Source organism: Streptomyces sp. NPDC044003 (assembly GCF_056435185.1).
This window is the reverse complement of sequence record NZ_JBWKFA010000004.1, coordinates 182,498-203,601: the sequence shown is the minus strand read 5'-3', so window position 1 is coordinate 203,601 and position 21,104 is coordinate 182,498. Positions and strand designations below refer to the sequence as shown.

Annotated in this window: 20 protein-coding genes; 13 read left to right on the top strand and 7 right to left on the bottom strand. The window is 71.3% G+C overall.

Annotated features, from left to right (window positions below; all coding sequences use genetic code 11):
- Positions 1-12: 12 nt before the first annotated feature.
- From AC07AW_RS18035 to AC07AW_RS18010, 6 genes are all read left to right on the top strand, one after another.
- Complete coding sequence (locus tag AC07AW_RS18035; protein ID WP_478816453.1) at positions 13-720, top strand: DUF2470 domain-containing protein; 708 nt, start codon at positions 13-15, stop codon at positions 718-720.
- Positions 721-851: 131 nt separating this feature from the next.
- Positions 852-3,122, top strand: a complete 2,271-nt coding sequence (locus AC07AW_RS18030; RefSeq protein WP_478816452.1) for an MMPL family transporter — start codon at positions 852-854, stop codon at positions 3,120-3,122.
- Between the two features lie 230 nt (positions 3,123-3,352).
- Positions 3,353-4,543 carry a DUF4158 domain-containing protein gene (locus tag AC07AW_RS18025; protein WP_478816451.1) on the top strand — a complete coding sequence of 397 codons (1,191 nt, stop codon included), beginning with the start codon at positions 3,353-3,355 and terminating at the stop codon, positions 4,541-4,543.
- An 87-nt stretch (positions 4,544-4,630) separates the two neighbouring features.
- Positions 4,631-5,203, top strand: a complete 573-nt coding sequence (locus AC07AW_RS18020; protein WP_478816450.1) for a Tn3 family transposase — start codon at positions 4,631-4,633, stop codon at positions 5,201-5,203.
- Between the two features lie 302 nt (positions 5,204-5,505).
- Positions 5,506-6,699 (top strand): NAD(P)/FAD-dependent oxidoreductase, encoded by a 1,194-nt coding sequence (locus AC07AW_RS18015; RefSeq protein WP_478816449.1) that lies wholly within the window; start codon positions 5,506-5,508, stop codon positions 6,697-6,699.
- A gap of 129 nt (positions 6,700-6,828) precedes the next feature.
- The gene (locus tag AC07AW_RS18010; RefSeq protein WP_478816448.1) at positions 6,829-7,854 is read left to right on the top strand and encodes a hypothetical protein; all 1,026 of its coding nucleotides are present in this window, start codon (positions 6,829-6,831) and stop codon (positions 7,852-7,854) included.
- 31 nt (positions 7,855-7,885) lie between these two features.
- Here the strand turns inward: AC07AW_RS18010 and AC07AW_RS18005 are convergent, their stop codons facing one another.
- Positions 7,886-8,626: a methyltransferase domain-containing protein gene (locus AC07AW_RS18005; protein WP_478816447.1), complete on the bottom strand. Its 741-nt coding sequence runs from the start codon at positions 8,624-8,626 to the stop codon at positions 7,886-7,888.
- Between the two features lie 123 nt (positions 8,627-8,749).
- On the opposite strand from AC07AW_RS18005, the gene AC07AW_RS18000 reads away from it, so the two are divergent.
- From AC07AW_RS18000 to AC07AW_RS17990, 3 genes are all read left to right on the top strand, one after another.
- Positions 8,750-9,703 (top strand): sigma-70 family RNA polymerase sigma factor, encoded by a 954-nt coding sequence (locus AC07AW_RS18000; RefSeq protein ID WP_478816446.1) that lies wholly within the window; start codon positions 8,750-8,752, stop codon positions 9,701-9,703.
- A 139-nt stretch (positions 9,704-9,842) separates the two neighbouring features.
- On the top strand, positions 9,843-10,079 hold the full coding sequence (locus AC07AW_RS17995) for a zinc finger domain-containing protein (protein ID WP_478816445.1): 237 nt from the start codon (positions 9,843-9,845) through the stop codon (positions 10,077-10,079).
- Positions 10,052-10,729, top strand: a complete 678-nt coding sequence (locus tag AC07AW_RS17990; RefSeq protein WP_478816444.1) for a recombinase family protein — start codon at positions 10,052-10,054, stop codon at positions 10,727-10,729. Before AC07AW_RS17995 ends, AC07AW_RS17990 begins: the two co-directional genes overlap by 28 nt.
- Before the next feature lie 86 nt (positions 10,730-10,815).
- Here AC07AW_RS17990 and AC07AW_RS17985 read toward each other — a convergent pair whose 3' ends face one another.
- Positions 10,816-11,742, bottom strand: a complete 927-nt coding sequence (locus AC07AW_RS17985) for a TIGR03564 family F420-dependent LLM class oxidoreductase (RefSeq protein WP_478816443.1) — start codon at positions 11,740-11,742, stop codon at positions 10,816-10,818.
- 76 nt (positions 11,743-11,818) lie between these two features.
- Between AC07AW_RS17985 and AC07AW_RS17980 the strand changes: the two genes are divergently transcribed.
- Entirely contained in the window at positions 11,819-12,325 is a 507-nt protein-coding gene (locus AC07AW_RS17980; protein ID WP_478816442.1) for an HD domain-containing protein, read from the top strand.
- Between the two features lie 15 nt (positions 12,326-12,340).
- On the opposite strand, the gene AC07AW_RS17975 is transcribed toward AC07AW_RS17980, so the two are convergent.
- A complete protein-coding gene (locus tag AC07AW_RS17975) occupies positions 12,341-13,255 on the bottom strand; it encodes a glycerophosphodiester phosphodiesterase (protein ID WP_478816441.1) in 915 nt (304 codons plus the stop codon).
- A gap of 168 nt (positions 13,256-13,423) precedes the next feature.
- Here AC07AW_RS17975 and AC07AW_RS17970 point away from each other — a divergent pair, with 168 nt between their 5' ends.
- Both AC07AW_RS17970 and AC07AW_RS17965 read left to right on the top strand, forming a co-directional pair.
- A complete protein-coding gene (locus AC07AW_RS17970) occupies positions 13,424-14,152 on the top strand; it encodes an IclR family transcriptional regulator (protein ID WP_478816440.1) in 729 nt (242 codons plus the stop codon).
- Between the two features lie 190 nt (positions 14,153-14,342).
- Entirely contained in the window at positions 14,343-14,813 is a 471-nt protein-coding gene (locus tag AC07AW_RS17965) for a hypothetical protein (protein ID WP_478816439.1), read from the top strand.
- A 65-nt stretch (positions 14,814-14,878) separates the two neighbouring features.
- On the opposite strand, the gene AC07AW_RS17960 is transcribed toward AC07AW_RS17965, so the two are convergent.
- The 4 genes from AC07AW_RS17960 to AC07AW_RS17945 all read right to left on the bottom strand — a co-directional run bounded on the left by AC07AW_RS17960 (position 14,879) and on the right by AC07AW_RS17945 (position 19,702).
- Complete coding sequence (locus tag AC07AW_RS17960; protein ID WP_478816438.1) at positions 14,879-16,321, bottom strand: GH1 family beta-glucosidase; 1,443 nt, start codon at positions 16,319-16,321, stop codon at positions 14,879-14,881.
- A 50-nt stretch (positions 16,322-16,371) separates the two neighbouring features.
- Complete coding sequence (locus AC07AW_RS17955) at positions 16,372-17,253, bottom strand: carbohydrate ABC transporter permease (protein WP_478816437.1); 882 nt, start codon at positions 17,251-17,253, stop codon at positions 16,372-16,374.
- A gap of 4 nt (positions 17,254-17,257) precedes the next feature.
- Positions 17,258-18,262, bottom strand: a complete 1,005-nt coding sequence (locus tag AC07AW_RS17950; RefSeq protein WP_478816436.1) for a carbohydrate ABC transporter permease — start codon at positions 18,260-18,262, stop codon at positions 17,258-17,260.
- A gap of 90 nt (positions 18,263-18,352) precedes the next feature.
- Positions 18,353-19,702, bottom strand: coding sequence for an ABC transporter substrate-binding protein (locus AC07AW_RS17945; protein ID WP_478816435.1), 1,350 nt, complete (start codon positions 19,700-19,702; stop codon positions 18,353-18,355).
- A 358-nt stretch (positions 19,703-20,060) separates the two neighbouring features.
- Between AC07AW_RS17945 and AC07AW_RS17940 the strand changes: the two genes are divergently transcribed.
- Positions 20,061-21,095 carry a LacI family DNA-binding transcriptional regulator gene (locus tag AC07AW_RS17940; protein ID WP_478816434.1) on the top strand — a complete coding sequence of 345 codons (1,035 nt, stop codon included), beginning with the start codon at positions 20,061-20,063 and terminating at the stop codon, positions 21,093-21,095.
- The last annotated feature ends 9 nt before the right edge of the window (positions 21,096-21,104 follow it).

Genomic DNA, 21,104 nt, shown 5'->3' with positions numbered 1-21,104 from the left:
GGGAGTACGTGCATGCGTCCCTTCAGTGCCCACGCCGCGCGGCCCACGCCCGCCGAACGCGTCCGGTCCGTCCTGACCGCCGCCCACTCGATGACCGTCGTCACCGACGGAGTCCACCGCGAGGTCCACCTCCTCGACGGCACCGGGCCGATGGGACACCTCCACCTCCACGACCCCTCCGAGGACTGCCCCGCCGGACGCACCGCACGCATCCCCGTCCGCCTCGAACTCACCGACATAGCCCCCACCCCCGTCCGCCGGCGCCTGCGCGCCCGCGTCACCCTGACGGGACTCCTCTCCGCCCCGTACACCTCGGAGGCCACCACCAGCAGCTGCGTGGAGTTCGGCCAGACCCTCCTCGAAGACGACGAGGGACGCACGTACGTCACCCTCGACGAGATCCGCGCGACCGACCCCGACCCGATGGCCACGGCCGAGGCGACCATGCTCACCCACCTCGTCGACCGCCACGCCGAACTCGTGCCCCTGCTCCTCCGCCTCGTCCGGCCGCGCCCCGAACGGGAATTGGTCCGCGCCCTGCCCGTCGCCCTGGACCGGTACGGCCTCACCCTGCGCCTCGAACACCGCGCGGGCCACGACCGGGACGCCCGGCTGCCGTTCCCCACCCCCCTCAGGGACATGGACCAGGCCGGCCCCCGCATCCACGCGCTGCTGGCCGCCGCACGCCGCGCCTCCCACACGGACCACCTGCTCACCTGAGCCCACTGTCCGAGGCGTTCTCCCGCCGAGATGCCGGAGCGCCGTGGCAGGCGCACCATGGACGGCGTAGGCCCGCGTGCAGCGGGTGCCGGAACCGCTCGGGGACTTCCCTATCCGGACACGGCCACGCCATGAACGCAGGAAGCCCGGCCAACGGCCGGCCAGCACCCAGCAAAGGCGTCCTCTACCGAACCGGTCACTGGTGCGCCCGCCACTTCGTCGTCGTCATCGCTCTCTGGCTGGCGGCCGTCGCGGGGCTCCAGGTCCTCGACCGGGCCGTCGGCGGCCAGTTCGAGGACAATTTCTCGCTCCCCGGAGTGCAGTCGGCCGACGGACTCGACGTCCTCAAGGCACACGATCCCGCGGCCGGCGGATACACCTCGCAGGTCGTCCTGAACGACCCCTCCAAACCCCTCACGCAGGAGTCGTCCGCGGTCAACTCCGTCGTCAGCGCCCTGGGGAAGCTCCCCGACGTGATCGGCGTGCAGAACCCGCTCCCGCCGCCCGGGACCACCCCGCCGGCGCTCCCGGCCGGGACGCCCAACGTGGGACCGCTCTCCACCGACGGCAAGACCGCCTACATCACCGTCCGCTTCAGCGTGGCGCCCTCCACACTGGGCACCGACTACCTGAACGGCGTCGACGCCGCCGTACAGCCCCTCCGGGACGCCGGCGTCACCGTCGAGTACGGCGGTTCGCTCGGCGAACTCGCCCGCCCGACGGCCGACGACCGCAGCAGCGAGGCCATCGGCTTCGCCGTCGCCATCGTCGTCCTCCTCATCGGCTTCGGCAGCGTGATCGGCGCCGTCATGCCGCTGGTCACCGCACTGCTCGGAGCGGTCTGCGGACTGGCCCTGCTGGGCCTGATGGCGGCCGCCTTCACCTTCGGGACCGTCTCGCCCACCCTGGCCACCATGATCGGCCTCGGCGTCGGCATCGACTACGCGCTGTTCCTCATCACCCGCCACCGCCAGAACCTCATGAACGGCCACGATCCCGCCGACGCGGCCGCCCTCGCGACCACCACCAGCGGCCGCGCGGTCCTCGTCTCCGGCTGCACCGTCATCATCGCCCTGTCCGGACTCTGGGTCTCCGGCGTCACCTTCATCGGCAAACTCGGCCTGGCGGCCGCCTTCACGGTCGTCACCGCCGTCATCGCCGCACTCACCCTCGTCCCGGCCATGCTCGGACTCGCCGGCAGACGCATCGACCGCTACCACGTCCGCAAGCCCGTGGCCGAGACCGACGCCGAACCCGGAGCGCCCGCGCACGGCACCTGGCACCGCTACGCGCAACGGGTCGAGAAGCGCCCCTGGTGGTTCCTGACCGGCGGTGTCCTCGTCCTGCTGGTCCTGGCGTTCCCCCTGCTCTTCATCCAGCTCGGCCACATCGGCGACGGCGCCGACCCCGAATCGTTCACCGACCGGCGGGCCTTCGACCTCATCTCCACCTCCTTCGGCCCCGGCGTGAACGGGCCGCTCACCGTGGTCGTCGACCAGTCGGCCGTCCCGTCCGCCGACCGGGCCGACCTCGCCACCCAACTCAAGGACGCGCTGACGGGCGTCCCGGACGCCGCCTACATCACCCCGCTCCAGACCACCTCCGACGGCGACGTCCTCGTCGGCACCGCCTACTCCGTGGCCTCCCCGCAGGACGCCAAGACGACGGACCTGACCAACCACCTGGTCGACGACGTCCTTCCGCAGGCGGTGGCCGGCACCGACGCGCAGACCTACGTCACCGGGAACACGGCCGCCCAGGTCGACTTCCTGGACATCGTCTCCAGCCGTCTGCCACTGATCATCGCCGTCGTGGTCGGACTCGCCTTCCTCGTCATCCTCATCGTCTTCCGCGGCGTCCTGGTCGCGGTGAAGGCGGCCGTGCTCAACGTGCTCTCCATCGCCGCCTCGTACGGCGTCGTCGTCGCCGTCTTCCAGTGGGGCTGGGGCGGACCCGCCCTCGGAGTCAACGGCAAGGTGCCCATCGAGAGCTACGTGCCGATGATGATGTTCGCCATCGTCTTCGGCCTGAGCATGGACTACGAGATCTTCCTGCTGTCCCGCGTCCGCGAGGCCTGGCTGCGCACTGGGGACGCCAAGGCCAGCGTGGCCCACGCCCTGGAGATCACCGCCCGGGTCATCACCTGCGCCGCGCTCATCATGGTCAGCGTCTTCGCGGCCTTCATCGTCTCCGACAACATCGTCGTCAAGATGCTCGGCCTCGGGCTCGCCGTCAGCGTCCTCATCGACGCCACCGTGGTGCGCCTGCTGCTCGTGCCCGCCGTGATGACCCTCCTCGGCAGTCACGCCTGGTGGACCCCCGCCTGGCTGGACCGGATCCTTCCGCACCTGGACACCGAGGGCGAGGGAGTCCCCGAGCCGAGGGCGAAGGCGTCGGTCTAGGGCCTGTCCTTCCGTCCAGGGCCTGTCCTCCGGATCCGGCCCCCGGAGTCCTGGCTCAGACACCAGCCGCAAAGTAGGTCTCGGGTAGCTAGACGAGCCCCGTTTCCCAATCCTAGGCGTCGTCGTTGGAGTCATCGAGTGACCGAGGCCAAAGGGGCGGGCGTGCGGCAGGAGTGGTCGCCAGAGGAGCTGTTGGCGAACTGGACGCTGGTGGACGGCGACTGGGACCGGTGGCGAACAAGAGCGGGACGACCCGGCTCGGCTTCAGCCTCTTGCTGAAGTTCTTTGAGCTGGAAGGCCGGTTCCCCGATGTGCTGGAAGAGGTCCCGTCGGCCGCGGTGGAGTACGTCGCCGATCTGGTGAAGGTCCCGGCCACCGATTTCGCGAAGTACACGCTGGTCGGCCGGACTGCCGAGTACCACCGCAAGCAGATCCGCCAGGCCCTGGGGTTCCGGCCATCGACGGTCGCGGACGAGAAGGCGTTGGCCGGGTGGCTGGCCGTGGAGGTCTGTCCGGTCGAGCTGGTGGAGGACCGGCAGCGCGAGGCCCTGCTGGTCGAGTGCCGGGCCCGGAAGATTGAGCCGCCGGGCCGGACCCGGGTCGAGAAAGTCCTCGTCGCGGCGCGGGGCAAGTGGGAGACGACGTTCTGCGCCCGCACGATCAGCCGCCTCGGCGATGCGGGCACGGCCCGGCTGCTGTCCCTGGTCGCCGAGGACAATGAGACGGGCACCGCCCTGCTGGCCGCGCTCAAGCGCGACCCGGGCGCGGTGGGCCTGGACTCCCTGCTCACGGAGATCACCAAGCTCAACGACGTGCGCAAGCTCGGGCTGCCCGACGGGCTGTTTACGGACTGCTCGGAGAAGCTGGTGGCCGCCTGGCGGGCACGGGCGATCAAGATGTACCCCTCGGGCTTCCGCGACACGAGCGAGGACGTGCGGATCACCCTGCTCGCGGCGCTGTGCTCGTCCCGGCAGGCGGAGATCACCGATGCCCTGGTCGATCTGCTGGTCGCTCTGGTCCACAAGATCAACGCACGTGCCCGAGCGGCGGGTGGAGAAGCAGCTCACCGCCGAGCTGAAGAAGGTCCGCAGCAAGGAGGGCATCCTCTTCAAGCTGGCGACGGCCGCCGTCGACAAGCCCGACGAGGTCGTACGTCGTGCCCTGTTCTCGGTGGTCGGGGAGAAGACGCTGCGCGAGCTGGTGGCCGAGGCGAAGGCGAACGAGAAGGTCTTCAAGTCCAAGGTCCGCACCACGCTCCGGTCGTCGTACAGCTCGTACTACCGGCAGATGCCGCCGCTGCTGAACACCCTGGGCTTCAAGTGCAACAACACCGCCTACCGGCCGGTGATGGACGCGATGAAGCTGCTGAAGAAGTACGCCGACGTCGACGGCAAGACCCGCTTCTACGACGCCGGCGATGAGGTGCCGATGGACGGCGTGGTGCGCAAGGATTGGCGCGAGGCGGTCGTCGACGACAAGGGCAAGGTCGAGCGCATCCCGTACGAGCTGTGCGTCCTGGTCGCCCTGCGGGACGCGGTCCGCCGCCGCGAGGTCTACGTCGAGGGCGCCGCGCGCTGGCGCAATCCGGAGGACGACCTGCCCGGCGACTTCGAGGCGACCCGCGCCGTGCACTACACCGCGATCCGGAAGCCGCTGAACCCGAGGGCGTTCATCGCGGACCTGAAGAAGCGCATGACCGCGGGCCTGGACCAGCTGTCCGGCGCGCTCGCGGGCGGGGTGAAGGTCAGCACCCGCAAGGGCGAGCCGTGGATCACCGTGAAGAACTCGGCCGCGCGGTCCGCACCATCTTCGCCTGCCACTACCTCTCAAGCCCCGGCCTGCGTCGGGAGATCCACGGCGGGCTCCAGGTCGTGGAGACTGGAACAGCGCCAACACCGCGCTGCACTACGGCAGGACGGCGCCCTGACCGGCCCGGACAAGGAGCACGCCGAGACCTCCATGCTCGCCCCTGCACCTGCTCCAGTCCGCGCTGGTGCACGTCAACACACTGCTGGTTCAGCAGGTTCTGGCCGAACCGACCTGGGCGAAGAAGCTCAGCGACCAGGACCGGCGTGGCCTGACCGCGCTGTTCTGGTCCAACGTCAACCCGTACGGAACTTTCCGCCTGGACATGGACAAGCGCCTCGACCTGGGGCCGGTCGCCGCCGTGCCCCGCCCCCGCACATCTGCCGCCGCCGACCGATCACGCACGCAGACACGCTGAGGGCCTTCCGGGCTTCGTCGACCATGCGACCGGCCCCGCGAACCGGCCTCGCAGCGCCCACCGCCACTCCGTGACCCACGTCACATCCGGTTCCTGTCAGGAATCGGGTCGCTGTCCCGCTCAAGTCACCGAAGGCAAGCGAACCGACAGGAGCGAGACATGAAGCACCGCATCGTCGTCCTCGGCGCCGGCTATGCCGGGGCCTACACGGCCGGGAACCTGGCCCGCCAGCTGTCCCCGGCGGACACCGAGATCACCGTGGTCAACGCCGAGCCGGACTTCGTCGAGCGGGTGCGGCTGCACCAGTTGGCGGCCGGCCAGCAGATCAAGGCTCCGAAGCTGGCCGACGTGTTCGCGGGCAGGGGGATACGGCTGCGCGTGGCCCGTGTCACCGCCGTCGACCCCGAGCGCAGGGTCGTCGCCGTGGCCGACGCCGATGGCGGCGGCGAACTCGGCTACGACACGCTTGTCTACGCGCTCGGCAGCCACGGCGACGTCGACGGGCTCCCCGGCGCGGCCGAGCACGCCTTCGACGTCGCCACCCGGCCCTCGGCGCTGCGGCTGCGTGAGCGCCTGGACAGCCTGGGCGATGGCGGGTGTGTGGTGGTCGTCGGCGACGGGTTGACCGGCATCGAGACCGCCACCGAGATCGCCGAAGCCCGGCCCGGCCTGTCGGTGACGCTCGTCGCCCGCGGAGAGCTGGGCGCCCGGCTCTCCGACGGAGCCCGCAGCCACCTGCGCCAGGCCTGCGACCGGCTGGGCGTCACCGTCCTGGAGCGCACCAGCGCCGAAGCCGTCGAAGCGACGCGGGTGCTGTGCGCCGACGGCACCGTCCTGGCGTCCGACGCAACCGTGTGGACGGCCGGGTTCGCGGTCAGCCCCATCGCCGCCGTCGGCGGGCTGGAGGTCACCGAGAACGGCCGGATCGTCGTCGATCGCACCATGCGGTCGGTCTCGCACCCGAACGTCTACGCCGTCGGCGACAGCGTCCACGCCATCGGCGACAACGGCCGGCCGCTGCCGATGTCCTGCGGATCGGCCGGCTACACCAGCCAGCAGGCCATCCCCGCGATCGTGGGACGCCTGACCGGCCGCAAGATCCCGAACACCAAGCTGGTCTACACGTACAACCACATCAGCCTCGGGCGGCGGGACGCGATCTGGCAGTCGGTCGACGACGAAGGGCAGGCGAAGCCGAAGCACATGGGCGGCCGGAAGTCCGCGCGGCTCAAGGAGCGCCTCGTCGCCCTCTCCCTGTGGGCCACCTCGCACCCGACCCTCGGTATGCCCAAGCGCCAGCGCCGTCTGGCCGCCGCGCCGGACGCGTCCCCGGCCGAGAAGGCGATTGCGTAGCCGCGTCCCCCACCTCACTGGTCAATACGGCAATCCACCCGGGCCCGGGCCTGGGCCCGGGCCGTGTTCCGGCGTCGGATCCGAAACCCCGCTCCCCGGCGATGAACTCCCTCCCTCGAAGGAGAAGCCATGTCCTCTCAGGCCGCGCCCGCAGCCGACGCGTCGCCCTCACCCTGGCCTACCGTGGCCAGGGCGGTCGCCCTGCTCACGGTGAGCATCAGCCTGCTGCTCACCGCCTTCGCCTGGCCGTCGGTGCGGTCATCGGTGCATGACGTGCCGATCGCCGTCGCCGGGCCCGCCCCCGCCGTCGAGCGGATCACGTCCGTACTCGACCAACGGCTTCCCGACGGCTTCAAGGTCACCGAGGTCGCCGACACCGCCGCCGCCGAGCGACTGATCCGCGACCGCAAGGTGTACGGGGCGATCGACCTCAGCACCGGCACCCCGCAGGTCATCACCGCGTCCGCCGGAAGCACCGCCGTAGCGCAGACTCTGAACGGCATCGCGACCGGGCTTGGCCAGGCACAGGGAACCGGCACCGCGGCCGCCGCCCGTGACCTCGTCCCGCTGCCGGCCGACGACCCGCGCGGCGCCGGACTGTCCGCCGGAGCCCTGCCGTTGGTCATGGGCGGCCTGCTCGCCGCCCTGCTCCTGACCAGGCTCGTCCGCGGCGGCGTGCGCCGCGTCACCGGAGCACTCGCCTTCGCCGTCACCGGCGGACTTGCCGTGGCGGCGATCCTGCAGTTCTGGTTCGGCTCACTCGACGGCTCGTACTGGGCCAACTCCGGCGCCGTCGCCCTGACCATCGCGGCCACTTCCCTGACCATCCTCGGTCTCGAGTCACTGCTCGGGTACGTCGGCTTCGGCCTCGGCGCCGCCACCATGATGCTCATAGGCAACCCCCTGTCGGGTACCGCGACCGCACCCGAGATGCTCCCGGGCTGGTCCGGCACCCTCGGCCAACTGCTACCGCCCGGGGCCGGTGGCCGGCTGCTGCGCTCCACCGCCTTCTTCGACGGCCACGGCGCCGGCCACTCCGCCACCGTCCTGGCGACGTGGCTCACGCTCGGCATCGTGCTGTGCCTGGCAGGCAGCCTGCGCCGCCGTCCTCACACCACCGTCGAGGAAACGGCCGCCCAACTGGCCACGGTCTGAGTGTGGCGTCGTGTCGCTCGCTCGCCTGTCCCTACAGGTCGGCGATGACAAGCCGGTAGCCGATGTCGAGTGTTTCGCGGTGGAGCAGGTCGGCATGGCGTGTGTGCCACAGGCCGGAGGACAGGTCGTCGGACAGCCGGGCCAGGCCCGGACGGAGTACCTCCTCGGCAGTCTGGGCGAGCATGGATATGCCGGCACGCACTTCCGGATCAAGGTAGGCCTCGGGTCGGCGCCAGAAGGCGGCGCCGAACCCGTCGGTGCAGTCATGCGGGATCGGGACCGTCTCGACGCGGGCACCTCCCAGCAGTGCGATCAGCCGGTCGATCGCGACGGCCCGCGTGTCGTCGAACGCCGCAACCTCCGGCAGGTACTCGTCCACCAGCCAGAACTTGCGGAGGATGGTCTGATCCCAGGTGAAGATGACGACGCGCCGCCGGGCGATCCGACGCAACTCCGAGATACCGGCTTCGAGGTCGGTCCAGTGATGCACGGTCAGGAGGGCCATCGCCGCGTCCGCGGAGTCGTCGGCGACCGGGATCGACTCGGCGGACGCCTGCAGGGCACTCGCGGATCCGGCCGGACGCTGGGCGATCATCACAGAGCTGGGTTCGACCGCCAGCATCGTCTGCGGAGGTTCGTAGGAGCCGGTGCCGGCACCTACGTTGATCACGGTTTCGACGTCGCCGAGTGCCGTGTGAATCTTGGCAGCTATCCGGGGATCCGGCCGTCGGGTGCGACTGTAGGTCGCACCGATGCCGTCGTAAGTCGTCATGCCGGAGAGTATGCCGCTTCACCCATGACCACCCGCGCACACCGACCCATCCCGCAACACCCCACTCATGCAGGCAAGATGGCCCGAGCAGAGTCTTCTGCAGCACCGTTTAGGGTGGTCCGCATGGACAGCGCCGCCACTGATCGATTCGACACCAGCCGCTTCGAGGCCGGGCGGAGCCGGCTTGCCTCGCTGGCGTACCGGCTGCCCGGCTCCGCCACTGACGCCGAAGACGCGGTGCAGGATGCGTTCCTGCACTGGCAGGCCGCGGACCGGCAGCGGATCAAGGTGCCGGAGGCATGGCTGACCAAGGTCGTCACCAACCTGTGCCTGGACCGGCTCCGCTCGGCACAGGCCCGCCGCGAACGCACCGCCGGCGCCTGGCTGCCCGAGCCGCTCCTCGACAGCGACCCGATGCTCGGCCCGGCCGACACCTTCGAGCAGCGCGAATCGGTCTCCCTGGCCGTGCTGACGCTCATGGAGCGCCTGTCCCCCCTCGAGCGGGCCGTGTACGTACTGCGCGAAGCGTTCTCCTACAGCCACGCCGAGATCGCCGAGATCCTCGACATCACCGAGTCCGCGAGCCAGCAGCACCTCCACCGGGCCCGGCGCCGCATCACCGCCGCGCGCCGCGGCGGCGAAGTCGACCCGGCAAGCGCCCGGAGGATCGTCGAGGAATTCCTCGCCGCTGCCACCTCGGGCCGCACCGAACGCCTCGTCGCTCTGCTCACCGACGACGCGATCGCGATCTCCGACGGTGCCGGCGGCCTGGCCGAGAAGCTGCTGCGGTACGACGGTCCGCGGCGCATCGCCGCCGTCGTACGGGCCGGCTTCAAATCCACACCCGCGAAGCGGCGACTGGCCGGCGGCACGCCGACCGTCCACTACGCGGTCGTCAACGGCGCTCCCGCCGTCCTCTTCGTACTCGGCGACCAGCCCGTCGGCGCCGTGACGTTCGACGTCGCAGGCGGCAAGATCGCGACCGTGCGCGGCATCGCCGCCCCCACCCGCCTCGTCCGCCTCACCGAAGCCTGGCGGCAGCACGGACCGGAGGAGCCGCTCATCGCCCAGTGGTGACCCGACGCCGACCGCGGCCAGGCGCAGCGCCCGCGTTTCATAGGTGGTCGCTCGTGAAACACCCGCTCGCCCGGCGGTCCACCTGCGGCGATCATGTTTCATGAGTTGTTGCAAACGGCTGGACGTCTGAAACACCCTCATGAAACAGTCCGGGGCCGTGAGCGACGACTTCAAGCGCGTGGAATCGCACGACTGCCCAATGTCCACCTGCGCCGCCCCCGTGGGCTCCCCGTGCCGGACCGGGAAGGGCAAGGCGGCCATCCAGTACCACACCGCCCGCTTTCGCCTGGTGCCCCAACTCGCCAAGGCCCTGAGCGTGTCGACCCCGCCGTACGCAAGCCGGGCTCGGTGTGGACCGAACTGCCCCGGCCGGTGAACGCCGGCGCCGAGCCGGTCGGGCACGTCCGCCTCGGCTACGCTCGCGCATCGACCGCCCGGCAGTCCCTCGACGCACAGCTCGACTCGCTCGGCGAGGCCGGGGTGACGCGGGTCTTCTCGGAGAAGATCTCCACCCGCGCCACCAAGCGTCCCGAGCTGGAGGCCGCCGTGAAGCTCGCCGGAGAGATCCGCTCCTCCGGCGTCGCCGTCACCCTCGTCGTGCACGAGCACAAGCGCCTCGGCCGCGGCATCGAACTCGCCATGCTCGCCGAGGAACTGAAGGCGAGCGACGTCGGCCTGGAGTTCCTCACCGGAGAGCTGAAGGGCTCGCACGACCCGTCCGGCATCGTGTTCACCGTGCTCGCGGCCATGTCCGGCATGGAGCGCGAGTACATCCGCGACCGCACCCTCGAAGGCCACGAGTCCGCCCGCAAACGCGGCAAGACCATCGGCGGAGCGGGCGTCACCGACGAGTCCATGCTGTCCATGGCCCTCCACCTACGCGACCGTGAGATGAGCCTGCGCGACATCGCCAAGCGGCTCGTCATCACCACGGGCGCAAAGAAGGGCCGGCACCCCTCGCACGCCACCGTCATGCGGATGCTGCGGGAGCACAACGAACAGGCCGGCACGACGACGAGCGCGTGATCACCCCGCTACTTTGCGGCTGGTGTCTGGCTAGGACTCCGGGGTCGATCCGGCGTGATCCGGAAGACAGGCCCCCTGGACGCGGTTCACCCCCGCGACAGTTCGCCGAGCAGCTTCCAGGTGCGCCGCCGGTCGTCCTCGCCGCCGAGGTCCGTCGCGGTGAACACCACCTCCGTCGCCCCCGCCTCGCGATAGCGCCGCACCTCGGCCGCCACGGTCTCCTCGTCACCGATCACGGCCAGTCCGGCCGCCCCGTCGGCGCCGGAGAGCTCGATCGCCCGCTGGTAGGAGGGAATCCGCTCGTAGAGCGCGAGCGCCTCCGCCGCCCTCTGCCGCACGCCCTCGGCGTCCGCCGTCACCACGCCCGGCACGAGCGCCACGATCCGGGGCGCCGGACGGCCCGCCGCCTCGGCCGCGGCCGTCACCGCCGGGACGACGTGCTCGGCGAGCGCACGCGGACCCGCGAGGAACGGCAGGATGCCGTCGGCGAGTTCACCGCTGACCCGCAGCGCCTGCGGGCCCATCGCCGCGACCAGTACCGGCACCGGCGGCTGCGCCCCCGGAACGGCAGCCGAGTACGGGGTCGTCGCGGTCAGCAGCTCCCCGTGGAAGTCGGCCTCGCCCGTCTCCAGGAGCGGCCGCAGCGCGGTGAGGAACTCCCTGAGCAGCCCGATGGGCCGCTCGTACGGGAGGCCGAACCCGGTCTCTGTCAGATGCCGGGTGCCGAGCGCGAGCCCCAGGTGGTAGCGGCCGCCGGTGGCGGCCTGGGCGGTCTGCGCCTGGCTGGAGACCAGCAGCGGATGACGGCCGAAGACCGGTATCGCGGACGTCCCCACCTGAAGCCCGGGCACCTCGCGCCCGACGATCGCGGCGAGCGAGGGCGAGTCGTACGCGAAGGACTGGCCGAACCACGCCGAGTGCAGGCCGGCGTCGTACGCCTCTCTCGCGAGCCGCACCGTGTCGTCGATCGGAAGCTGCCGAGAGGTCGAGGCGAGCGTCACTCCAAGAGTCATGCACCCGGAAACCGGCCGCTCCCGGACCGGCATTCCCGATTCCGTGTGAACACCGTGTGGCAGGGATGATGGGCGCATGAAGACGCTCGCCGAAGTGGACGCACTGGCCGACCGCGCGCACGCCGGACAGGTCGACAAGGCCGGCGCCCCCTACGTCGCCCACGTCCGCGCGGTCGCCGCCGGCCTGGAACCGCTCGGCCCGCACCTGGCCATGGCCGGACTGCTGCACGACGTCATCGAGGACACCGGGTGGACCGCCGAACGGCTGCGCGCCGCCGGGATCCCCGACGCGGTCGTCTCCCTCGTCGAAGCCGTCACCAACCACCCGGACACGCCCTACGAGGAGAAGCTCCGCCGGATCACGCGGGACCCCGGCGCGACCCTCGTGAAGATCGCCGACAACGCGCACAACAGCCGCGCGGACCGGGCCGCCGCCCTGCCGCCCGCCCAGCGGGAACGGCTCGCCGCCAAGTACCGGGCGGCCAGGGCCGTCCTGTGGCCGGCGGCCGATCCCGGCGACATCGCGACGATCCTCCGGGCGGTCAACCCCGACCTGCTCGCCGAACTCACCGGGACGGCCTGAGCCGCCGTCAGGGGCTCAGGCCCGGCGGCCCGCGATCCAGCCCGTGAGTTCCGTCGGACGGTTGGTGATGATCCCGTCCACGCCCAGCTCGTCGAGGACCTTCCAGCGGGCCGCGTTGTCGACCGTCCACACGTTCACGGCCACGCCCGCCGCGTGCAGCTCGTCGACGGCCGCCGGACGCACGGAGAGACCCTTGTCCCCGACGTTGTACGCGGCCAGGTGCAGCTCCTGGGCGACGGCGACCGGATCGGCGTCCAGGCTGTCACGCAGCAGACCCAGCGGCAGCTCGGGCGCCAGCTCGTGGACGCGCCGCAGGGACGTCTCGTCGAAGCTCTGCACGAAGACCCGGGTCGTCATCCCCTGGTCCCGGACCTCCCGCACGATCCGCTCCACCTCGGCCTCGGTCTGCCGGCCCTTGATCTCCAGGAGCAGATTGCCGCCGCGCGTCCGCAGGTCCGCCAGCTGCGCGGCCAGCGTCGGGACGCGCGCACCGGCGAAGGCGGGGGCGAACCAGGAACCGGCGTCGAGGGCGTTCACCTGACCGGAGGTCAGCGAGCGGAGCGTGCCCGTGCCGTCGGTCGTCCGGTCCACGGTCGCGTCGTGAAGGATGTACGGCACGCCGTCCTTGCTGGGCTGGACGTCGTTCTCGATCCACGTCGTCCCGCCCCGCCGGGCCACCTCGTCGGAGAACAGGGTGTTCTCCGGCGCCGCGGACGAGGCACCCCGGTGGGCGAACACGGTCAGCGGCGCCCCCGCCGCGCGGATCCAGTGGCTCGCCGCGGCCCCCGACGCCGGGCGCGGCGCGGACGGCGAGGCCGGGGCGGTGGCGACGAACGCGGTCGCGAGCGCCGCCACGGCGACGGGCACGGCGACGAGACCGGCGGTCCGGAGCCGGCGCGACCTGGTGACGGGCGGGTGAGCGTCTCTCATGACCGGACACCCTAGACGCAACGCCCGGCGGACCGGGGGCGGGCGACACGACACGACGCACCGCGCCTGCCCTTTGGCCGAATCGTCCGGTCTGCGGCATGGTGGGGCGTGTGCCCGCAGCCGTGCCATCGGGGGACCACGGTCGGGCGTACCGAGTCAGGGGGACTCATGGACACCGGAACGGCACGGAGAACCGACGGCGTCACGGAGACGGCCGCGCCGGGACGCCAGGAGCGCGGACGGGGAGTGCTCGAAGGAGCGTTCGCGCTGCTCGACGCCCTGCGCAGGAACGGCGACGAGGCCGGAGTGACCGAACTCGCCCTCGCCTGCGGAGTGCCCAAGGGCAGCGTCCACCGGCTCCTCGACCAGCTCGTCGGCGTCGGCGCCGTCGAACGCAGGGGCAACCGCTACCGCGTCGGCCCGCAGCTCTACCGCCTCGGCCAGGCCTGGGAACCCCACCCCGGACTGCGCACCGCCGCCCGCCTGCCGCTCCAGCGACTGAGGGCCGTCAGCGGCGCCAGCGTCGTCCTCGCCGTGCTGCGCGAGGACATGGCCATCACCGTCAGCTCGGTACCGGGCGACCTGGAGCCGCTGCTCCCCGTACGCGACGGGATCGCCTTCCACCTCGACACCGCCGCCGGGAAGGCGCTGCGCGGGCCGCTCCGGGGCGGGGCCGTGTTCGACCGCGAGGACGTGATGGAGGGGGTGTGCTGCGCCTCGCTGCCGGTCCGCGCCCCGGACGGCCGTACGGTCGCCGCGCTCGCCGCCATGGTCCCGGCCGGCCACCGACTCGACGCGCTCGCCCAGGCCGTCGCCGAGGCGGGGGCCGCGGTCACCCGCGCGCTCGCCCGCGGCGGACAGCGACGACCGGTGCCGCCGACCGCGCTCGTCCTCTAGCCCCCTGTACAGCCCCCTGTAGTCCCCTGATTTCCGGGCCTGTTCCATCCAGCGGAACGCGCGTAGAACCGGGGCGGGCCCGCCGGGCACAGTAGGTGTCGTGCCGGGGGGAAACGGCACACCGGGGCCGCCGGGGAAGGCGGACCGGACACCAATGTCACGCGAGTGACCCGAAGTGTGGGGGGACCACATGCGCAAGAACCGACTCGTCCGAACGGCCGCCATCGCCCTGCTCGGGCTCGGCAGCCTCGGCGCCTTCGCCGGCACCGCGCACGCCGAGCCGATCGACTACGTGAAGATCGAGCTGTTCGAGCTGCACTGCCAGCAGAACAGCGAGGGCGACCATGACGAGGCCTACCTCAAGATCACCGACGCCAACGGCAACGCCGTCAAGGTCTGGCCCGGCAACGGCATCAAGTACCAGACCATGGGCACCGGTTACGTCCGCTCCATGGAGGACGGCAACGGCAACGCCGCGCTCATCCTCGGCAAGGAGCAGGCCCGCACCCTGACCCTGTGGGACTACGACTCCACCAGCAGCGACGACAAGCTGGGCGCCACGCTCGTCACCGGCAGCGAGGTCGGCGCCGAGACCCAGTGGCGCACCGTCGAGGGCTCCGGCGGCATCTACGTCATCGGCTACCGGGTCGTCGACATCTGATCGGCCGTCGACAGCGGAGGAAGGGCCGTGCCGGCTTCCGGCACGGCCCTTCCTCACGTCCCGCGTCAGTCCCCGTCGGGCGCGTGCAGCTCTCCCGAGCGCGCCACCCGCGCGTACCAGCGGGCGCTCGACTTCGGCGTGCGCTCCAGGGTGTCGTAGTCCACCCGCACCGCCCCGAACCGCTTCGCGTAGCCGTACGCCCACTCGAAGTTGTCGAGCAGCGACCAGAGGAAGTAGCCGCGCACGTCCACCCCGTCCGACAGTGCCCGGTGCACCGCCTCCAGGTGCGCGTGGACATAGGCGGCGCGCTCCGGGTCGTGCACCGAACCGTCCGGGCCGACGACGTCCTCGTACGCGGCACCGTTCTCGCTGATCACCAGCGGGAGGTCGGGGTACGTGGCGGAGACCCGGGTCAGCAGGTCGTACAGCGCGCCGGGATCGACCGCCCAGCCCATCGCCGTCGGCTCGCCCGGCGCCCGGTGGAAGGCGACCGCGTCCGCGCCGGGCCACGGCGAGTGCTCGCTGTGCCCGTGACCGTCGTCCTGCGGCTTCTCCACGCCCTCCGGCACGTGCGAAACGACCGTCGGCGTGTAGTAGTTGATCGCGAGGAGGTCCAGCGGCTGGTTCGCCGTCGCGGTGTCGCCGTCCCGGACGAAGGACCAGTCCGTCAGGTGCGCGGTGTCGGCGAGCAGGTCCTCCGGGTAGGCGCCCTCCAGCATCGGGCCCAGCCAGACCCGGTTGCCGACGGCGTCGATACGGCGCGCCGCGTCCAGGTCCTCGGCCGAACCGGTCAGCGGCCGGATCTCGTGCAGATTGAGCGAGACCGAGAGCTGCCGGTCCGCCGGAAGCGAGGCACGCAGCGCCTGGACCGCCAGACCGTGCCCCAGGTTGAGGTGGTGGGCGGCGCGCAGCGAAGCCACCGGATCGGTGCGGCCCGGGGCGTGCACCCCGGAGCCGTACCCCAGAAAGGCACTGCACCAGGGCTCGTTGAGGGTCGTCCACCGCTTCACGCGGTCGCCGACGGCGTCGGCGACGATCCCCGCGTACTCGGCGAACCGCTCGGCGGTCGACCGCTCCGGCCAGCCGCCCGCGTCCTCCAACTCCTGTGGCAGATCCCAGTGGTAGAGGGTCAGCGCCGGCTCGATTCCGGCGGCGAGCAGCTCGTCGACGAGCGCCCGGTAGAAGTCCAGGCCCTTCTGGACGGCCGGGCCCCGGCCGGTGGGCTGGACACGGGACCAGGAGACGGAGAACCGGTAGGCGTTCAGGCCGAGTTCGGACATGATCCCGACGTCCTCGCGGAACCGGTGGTAGTGGTCGACGGCCACGTCACCGGTGTGGCCTTCGAAGACCTTGCCGGGGGTGTGCGAGTAGGTGTCCCAGATGGAGGGGGTACGGCCGTCCTCCGCCGCCGCTCCCTCGATCTGGTACGCGGCGGTGGCGGCGCCCCACAGGAAGCCGGCGGGGAACGAGCGGACGGCGGTGAGCGGCCGGGTTTCGGACGCGGTCATAGGAAGGGGTCTCCCAACACGGGTACGGGGTGACGGAGATGAGCGGCCGGTCAGCTCTTCACGGCTCCGGCGGTGATGCCGCCGACGATGTGCTTGCCGAGGAAGGCGAAGACGAGCAGCAGCGGCACGGTGGAGATCAGGGCGCCGGTCAGCACCACGGCGTGGTCCACGGTGTGGTTGCCCGCGCCGAGGCCGGCGAGCGCCACCTGAAGGGTGGGACTGCCGTCCGGGGTGAGCGCGATGAACGGCCAGAAGAAGTCGTTCCACGCCTGGACGAAGACCAGCATGCCGAGCACCGCCATGGCGGGCCTGGCCACCGGGAAGACCACGTGCCAGATGATCCGCAGGCTGTGCGCCCCGTCCATCCGGGCCGCCTCCACCAGCTCCACCGGCAGCGCCTCCACCAGGAACTGCCGCATGAAGAACACACCGAAGGCGGCGACGAGCGAGGGCAGCACGACCGACTGGAGCTGGTCGAACCAGCCGAGGTCCGTGATGATCCGATACAGCGGGATCACACTGAGCTGCGGCGGGATCGTCATGGTGGCGACCACGAGCGAGAGCAGCATTCCCCGGCCCCGGAAGGGCAGTTTGGCGAAGGCGAAGCCGGCCAGAGTCGAGAACAGCACGGTGGACAGCGCCACCAGGCTCGCCACGACCGTGGTGTTGACCAGGGCCTCGCCCATGTCGACCTGGTTCCAGGCGAAGCTGAGGTTGTCCAGGAGCCGCTTGCCGGGCAGCAGCGGCGCCGGGGCCTCCACGACCCGCTCGCCGGTGTGGGAGGCGGCGACCACGTTCCAGTACAGCGGGAAGAGCGAGACGGCGGCGGCGAGGACGAGCAGGACGTACGTCAGCGGTCCCGCGTGGTGCTGCCGGCCGGCCGACTGCCCGAACCGGCGTACGGACGTGGGTGATGCGAGTGTGCGGGCCATGAGGTCATCCCCCCAGCTTCGTGCGGTTGCGGCGGGAGACGAGCGCCTGGACGCCGCCGATCAGAAGGAGCAGCAGGAGCATGACCCAGGCGATCGCGGAGGCCTGCCCGAGCGCGCCGGTCACCCAGCCCTTCTCGTACATCAGCAGGCTCAGCGTCTGGAACTGGTTGCCGCTGCCGCCGCTGATCCCGACGCTGCCGCCGTAGAGCATCGGCTCACCGAACAGCTGGGTCGCGCCGATGGTGGAGACGATGATCGTGAAGAGGATCGTCGGCCGGATCGACGGGATGGTGACGCTGATGAACTGCCGCCAGCGCGAGGCCCCGTCGAGCGAGGCCGCCTCGTAGAGGTCCTGCGGCACGGCCTGCATCGCGGCCAGGTAGATCAGCGCGTTGTAGCCGGTCCAGCGCCAGGTGACGATCACCGAGATCGCGATCTGCGCCGGCCACTTGGACGACTCCCAGTCCACCGGATCGATGCCGATCCAGCCGAGCAGGCCGTTGATCATCCCGTAGTCGGTGTTGAACAGCTGGGCGAAGACCAGGGTCGCCGCCGCGATCGAGGTGGCGTACGGGGCGAGGATCGCGACCCGGAAGAAGCCGCGGCCGCGGAGCTTGTAGTTGAGCAGGTGCGCCAGGCCCAGGGCCATGAGCAGCTGCGGAACGGTCGAGATCACCCCGATGGTGAAGGTGTTGAGCAGCGCGTTCCAGAAGAACTCGCTGGTGGCGAGGTCGGTGTAGTTCTCCAGGCCCTTCCACGTCGGGTCCCCGCCGAGCTCGACCCGGTGCAGCGAGAGCCAGCCGGTGTAGATCAGGGGGAAGAGGCCGAAGGCCGCGAAGGTGAGGAAGAAGGGGGTGATGAAGACGTACGGGACCGCCTTGATGTCCCAGCGGTAGAGGGTGCTGCGCAGGCCGCCGGGGGAGGAGCGGCGGCGCCGGGAGCCGGGGGAGGAGGGCGGTGCGGCGGGCGGCGGGGAGCCGGCCCGCTCCGCCCGGACGGAGGTGGCCACGGGGGCGTCCTTCCAGGTCGATGCGTGCGGTGGTGCGGACGGTGCCGGTCCGCCGCCCGGCAGGCGGCGGCGGACCGGCAGGCGCCCCCGCTACTGGTCGATCTTGTCGTCGACCAGCTTCTTGACGTTCTCCCAGGCCTTGGCCGGGTCGGTGCCGCGCTGCTCGATGTCGAGGATGCCGTTGTCGGTGAGGAAGGTCTTCACCTGGCCGTCGTAGCGGCTGATGGTGGCCGGGGTGATGCCCACCGCCGCACCGGCGAAGATCTTGCCGACCGGGGTCTCGCCGAAGTACGGCAGCTTCGCCTCCTGGACCGCAGAGGAGACAAGCGTGTCCTTGGAGGAGGGGATGTTGCCGTTGACCGCGAACACCTTGGCGTGCTGCTCGGGGGCGGTCAGCCAGGCGGCGAGCTCGGCGGCCTCCTTGGTGTGCTTGCCGCTCTTCGGTACGGCGAGGAAGGAGCCGCCCCAGTTGCCGGCGACCGGCGGCGCGGCGATGTCCCACTTGCCCTGGTTGGCGGGGCCCGCCTGGTCCTTGATGATGCCGGTCATCCAGCTCGGGCAGGCGACCGTGGCGAACTTCGAGTTCTTGAAGGCCGCGTTCCACGTGCCCTTCTCGTCGAACTGGCGCAGCTTGGCGGTGAGTCCGCCCTGGGCCGCCTTCACGGCGGTCTCCCAGGCCTTCTTCACCCCGGGGCTGTTCTCCCAGTCGAGCCGGCCGCTCGCGTTGGCGTACTGCACCGGGTCGCTGGAGACGACCGCGTTGAAGAGGCCGCTGGCCGAGTCGTGGAAGGCGGTGCCGGCGGGCGCGGCCGCCTTGTACTTCTCACCGGTCTCGATGAACTTGGACCAGTCGCCGGCCCACAGCTTGGCGACCTCCTCGCGGGCGGTGGGCAGCTTGGCCTTGGCGAAGAGGTCCTTGTTGTAGCAGATGGCCATGGGGCCGATGTCGGTGCCGAGGCCGATGACCTTGCCGTCGCCCGTCGTCGCCTGCTTGACCTTCCAGTCGAGGAAGTCGCCGAGGTTCGCGCCGCCCTCCTTGCCCAGGTCGACCCACTTGTTCGCCATGGCCGTGCCGGTCGCCTCGGCGATGTAGCCCACCTCGACGGCCTGGATGTCGGCGACGCCGCTGTTCTGGGCGAGGCGCAGCTTCAGCGTGTCCCAGTACTTCTGGCCGTCGGAGACGTTCGACTCCTCGATCTTGATGTTCGGGTGGAGCCGCTCGTACTCGGCGTAGAGCTTGGCGCCGGTCTTGTTGTCGTAGCCGAAGGAACCGAAGGTCCCGATCCGCAGCGTGATCTTCCCGGAGCCCTGGCCGCTCGCGCCGCCCTTGCCGCCGTCGTCGTCGCTGCCGCAACCGGTGAGCAGGGTCGTGCCGGTCACGACGACGGCGACCGCCGCGATCGCCGCACGGCGTCCGCGTCTGCTGCTGGAAGTGCGCATTCCACTCTCCTCGTCCAAGGTGGTGCTCTTTGTGCGCCAAGAGGCCCGGCCGGCTGATCGCGGCTCGGCGGCGCCTGCCAGGACCTGATGCAGGGCTGTGTCGCGTCCCGATGGGAGCGCTCCCACGTCGTTGCCGGAAGGTTGCTGCCTGGCGGGTGCGAGTGTCAAGACATGAACGCGGATTCGTTACCGGAAGGTTTTCCGGCGGTTTCGCGACGCCCTGCGGCCATCGAGCCGTCATCTCCTGAACGCGGGCGCGTGGCGCGGCGGGGTGATGGTGGACTACTGTGGGAGCGCTCCCATACCTTTCTGGGTGTCGGTGAGCAGCGCGTGGTCCTACGAGGGGAGTTCGGCAGTCGTGAGCGGACGGCAGAGCGGCAGACCCACCCTGGAGCAGGTCGCGGCCAGGGCCGGGGTCGGCCGGGGCACGGTCTCCCGGGTGATCAACGGTTCCCCCCGGGTGAGCGACCGGACCAGAACGGCCGTCGCCCGAGCCGTCGCCGAACTCGGCTACGTACCCAACCAGGCCGCCCGCGCCCTGGCCGGCAGTCGCACCGACGCGATCGCACTCGTCATCCCCGAGGCCGAGGCCCGGCTCTTCGCCGAGCCCTACTTCCTCGACCTCATCCGCGGGGTCAGCGCCGAACTCGCCGAGGCCGACAAGCAGTTGCTGCTCACCCTGGTCCGCAGCGAGCAGGAGCGGCAGCGCTTCGAGCAGTACCTCGCCGCCCAGCGGGTCGACGGGGTGCTGCTCGCGTCGGTCCACGGCGACGACCCGCTGCCCGACCGCATCAGGGAACTGGGCCTCCCGGTCGTGATGAACGGCCGCCGCACGGAGGCCGAGCCCGTGCCGTACGTGGACTCCGACAACATCGGCGCCGGGCGTGCGGCCGTCGCCCACCTGGTGGGGCGCGGCCGGAGCCGTATCGCGACCGTCACCGGGCCCCTCGACATGTACGTGGCCCGGGCCCGGCTCGGAGGCTACCGGGCCGGTCTCACGGAGGCCGGAATCCCGCCCGACGATGCCCTGGTCTCGGCCGGCGACTTCACCGAGGAGGGCGGACGGCGGGCCATGCGGGAGCTCCTGGACCGCCGGAGCGACCTGGACGCCGTGTTCGCCGCCTCCGACGTGATGGCGGCGGGCGCGCGCGGGGTGCTGCGGGAGGCGGGCCGCCGGGTGCCCGAGGACGTCGCGCTCGTCGGGGTCGACGACTCGCCGGTGGCGCGGCTCATGGACCCGCCGCTGACGAGCGTGCGGCAGCCCATCGAGGAGATGGGCCGCACGATGGCGCGGATGCTGATCCAGGAGATCCACGAGACCACGGGGGCCGCCCCGGTGGAGCCGCGCCGGCACGTGCTGCCGACGGAGCTGATCGTGCGGGAGTCGAGCTGAGGGGGCGCG

What these genes read in the sequence shown, in the direction of transcription:
- AC07AW_RS17945 (WP_478816435.1), bottom strand. Translation starts at nt 19,702, where the DNA reads ATGCGCACTTCCAGCAGCAGACGCGGACGCCGTGCGGCGATCGCGGCG.
- AC07AW_RS18005 (WP_478816447.1), bottom strand. Translation starts at nt 8,626, where the DNA reads ATGACGACTTACGACGGCATCGGTGCGACCTACAGTCGCACCCGACGG.
- AC07AW_RS17995 (WP_478816445.1), top strand. Translation starts at nt 9,843, where the DNA reads ATGAAACAGTCCGGGGCCGTGAGCGACGACTTCAAGCGCGTGGAATCG.
- AC07AW_RS17985 (WP_478816443.1), bottom strand. Translation starts at nt 11,742, where the DNA reads ATGACTCTTGGAGTGACGCTCGCCTCGACCTCTCGGCAGCTTCCGATC.
- AC07AW_RS18000 (WP_478816446.1), top strand. Translation starts at nt 8,750, where the DNA reads ATGGACAGCGCCGCCACTGATCGATTCGACACCAGCCGCTTCGAGGCC.
- AC07AW_RS17965 (WP_478816439.1), top strand. Translation starts at nt 14,343, where the DNA reads ATGCGCAAGAACCGACTCGTCCGAACGGCCGCCATCGCCCTGCTCGGG.
- AC07AW_RS18015 (WP_478816449.1), top strand. Translation starts at nt 5,506, where the DNA reads ATGAAGCACCGCATCGTCGTCCTCGGCGCCGGCTATGCCGGGGCCTAC.
- AC07AW_RS18010 (WP_478816448.1), top strand. Translation starts at nt 6,829, where the DNA reads ATGTCCTCTCAGGCCGCGCCCGCAGCCGACGCGTCGCCCTCACCCTGG.
- AC07AW_RS17960 (WP_478816438.1), bottom strand. Translation starts at nt 16,321, where the DNA reads ATGACCGCGTCCGAAACCCGGCCGCTCACCGCCGTCCGCTCGTTCCCC.
- AC07AW_RS17970 (WP_478816440.1), top strand. Translation starts at nt 13,424, where the DNA reads ATGGACACCGGAACGGCACGGAGAACCGACGGCGTCACGGAGACGGCC.
- AC07AW_RS18030 (WP_478816452.1), top strand. Translation starts at nt 852, where the DNA reads ATGAACGCAGGAAGCCCGGCCAACGGCCGGCCAGCACCCAGCAAAGGC.
- AC07AW_RS18035 (WP_478816453.1), top strand. Translation starts at nt 13, where the DNA reads ATGCGTCCCTTCAGTGCCCACGCCGCGCGGCCCACGCCCGCCGAACGC.
- AC07AW_RS17975 (WP_478816441.1), bottom strand. Translation starts at nt 13,255, where the DNA reads ATGAGAGACGCTCACCCGCCCGTCACCAGGTCGCGCCGGCTCCGGACC.
- AC07AW_RS17955 (WP_478816437.1), bottom strand. Translation starts at nt 17,253, where the DNA reads ATGGCCCGCACACTCGCATCACCCACGTCCGTACGCCGGTTCGGGCAG.
- AC07AW_RS17980 (WP_478816442.1), top strand. Translation starts at nt 11,819, where the DNA reads ATGAAGACGCTCGCCGAAGTGGACGCACTGGCCGACCGCGCGCACGCC.